2 protein-coding genes are annotated in these 1,655 nt (G+C 35.3%); both read left to right on the forward strand.

What is annotated here, in order from left to right; all coding sequences use genetic code 11:
* Window positions 1–244 precede the first annotated feature (244 nt).
* The gene (locus tag ACVWYG_RS19200; RefSeq protein WP_457272674.1) at window positions 245–616 is read left to right on the forward strand and encodes a hypothetical protein; all 372 of its coding nucleotides are present in this window, start codon (window positions 245–247) and stop codon (window positions 614–616) included.
* A 165-nt stretch (window positions 617–781) separates the two neighbouring features.
* Complete coding sequence (locus tag ACVWYG_RS19205; protein ID WP_457272676.1) at window positions 782–1,438, forward strand: hypothetical protein; 657 nt, start codon at window positions 782–784, stop codon at window positions 1,436–1,438.
* The last annotated feature ends 217 nt before the right edge of the window (window positions 1,439–1,655 follow it).

Genomic DNA, 1,655 nt, shown 5'->3' on the forward strand with positions numbered 1-1,655 from the left:
TTCTTGCCCGTATATTTCTCCCATATCGACGCTTTTGTGCAGCCCGTAGAAATCAGCTCCCGAATCATCCCATGTTTTTCTGCATCGGTAAAATCCTTACCTGCTTTTTGAATCATATTTTTGCCCATATTTTACACTTTTTTGTGTAAACCTATTCTAGGACAAGACAATAATCCTTAACTGCGGGGAGACTTGGGATAAAGAAGTGACGATTTTGAATTGCAGTATTGAAAACCTCAACTGTATGATGGTTTACTTCGAGAAAAAAGTGACTCTTAGAAATTGTCATTTTAAGAATGCTGTATTCAACTTTTCTTATTTTCAGAAAGGACTAATTATCGAGGATTGCATTTTCGACAAATATCTGGACTTCGAAGCAGGTGGACATAATGAAATAGGCTTTCCAATAATTATTAAGAATAACGAGTTTAGAAACTTTGTGAATTTCTGCGACTGTTGGTTTACTGGCGAAGTAATTATCGTTGACAACAAATTTTTAAAAGGAACCAATATCCAAAGCAAAGACCAATATTTGACATTTGACGTTCTGCCCATAGTCGAAAACAATGTAGGTTTGTTGAATATTGAAAGTGAATGCAGAGAAGAAGAATTGTAATTACTACTGCTTATAACAGCAAATGCTTGGGCAAAAATGGCTGACGGTGGTTTACGACAGTTCATCTTTATTTACTTAATTTAGTGCGGCGCGACAATGTTTCTGCAAGCAATGCCATTTCTGCACAAATTTTCAAAACGTTATAAGTAACCAACGACAAGCTAAATGAACGACACTCAATTTTTAACTTATCAAAAGTTCAACGACAAATTATTGGCCAATGAACTTGCACAAACCTTAACTGCAAACAATGTTGAATTTGTTTTTGAAGATTCCTCTCCACATTTCGACCCGTCTTTTGCAAACAACGAAACGAGTAAAGAATATCTAATCAAGCTTCAAAAACCTGATTTTGAGAAAGCAGATGAGGTTTTAATGAATTTATCTGCTAAAGATATAGACGCTGTCTCCCCCGATCATTATTTATTCAATTTCACTGACGATGAATTGAAGGATTTGCTTTTGAAAAGTGACGAATGGAGCAAGTATGATTATTTACTAGCTCAAAAAATACTCGATAACAGAGGATACAAAATAGACGAAAAAGCAATTAACAAAATTAAAGAGCAAAGAATTGAAGAATTGTCCAAAGCAGAAAAAAGTCAAAAAAATTCAATAATTGCTGGCTACATCTTCGCCGTTTTAGGAGGACTGATTGCTGTTTTTATTGGGTGGGATTTGTTTTCCCACAAGAAAACTCTTCCGAATGGAGAACGTGTCTACAGTTATTCAGAACATGATAGAAAACAAGGAAAAATAATTACAGTTATAGGTGTATTATTTGTAATCATTTGGACAATTTTTAGGCTTATCAATAGTTAAAAATATGGCTACTTATAACAGCAAATTCGGGCAAAAATGGCTGACGGTGGTTCAACTCAGGTTTTTCGTTAATTATTTAGTTGAGTGCGGTGCGACAATGGTTCTGTAAGCAATGCCATTTATGCGCAAATTTTCAAAACGTGTGTGTCTTGAACAGATTGCGGAAGCAGTTTGATGCTTTAAAAAGAGATGAGAGTAGGCCTCTCGGTGGCGACTT

The sequence above is a fragment of the Pedobacter sp. UYEF25 genome, assembly GCF_054061655.1.

Excerpts from the sequence above, each read along its gene's own strand:
- ACVWYG_RS19200 (WP_457272674.1), top strand. The coding sequence starts at position 245 with ATGATGGTTTACTTCGAGAAAAAAGTGACTCTTAGAAATTGTCATTTT.
- ACVWYG_RS19205 (WP_457272676.1), top strand. The coding sequence starts at position 782 with ATGAACGACACTCAATTTTTAACTTATCAAAAGTTCAACGACAAATTA.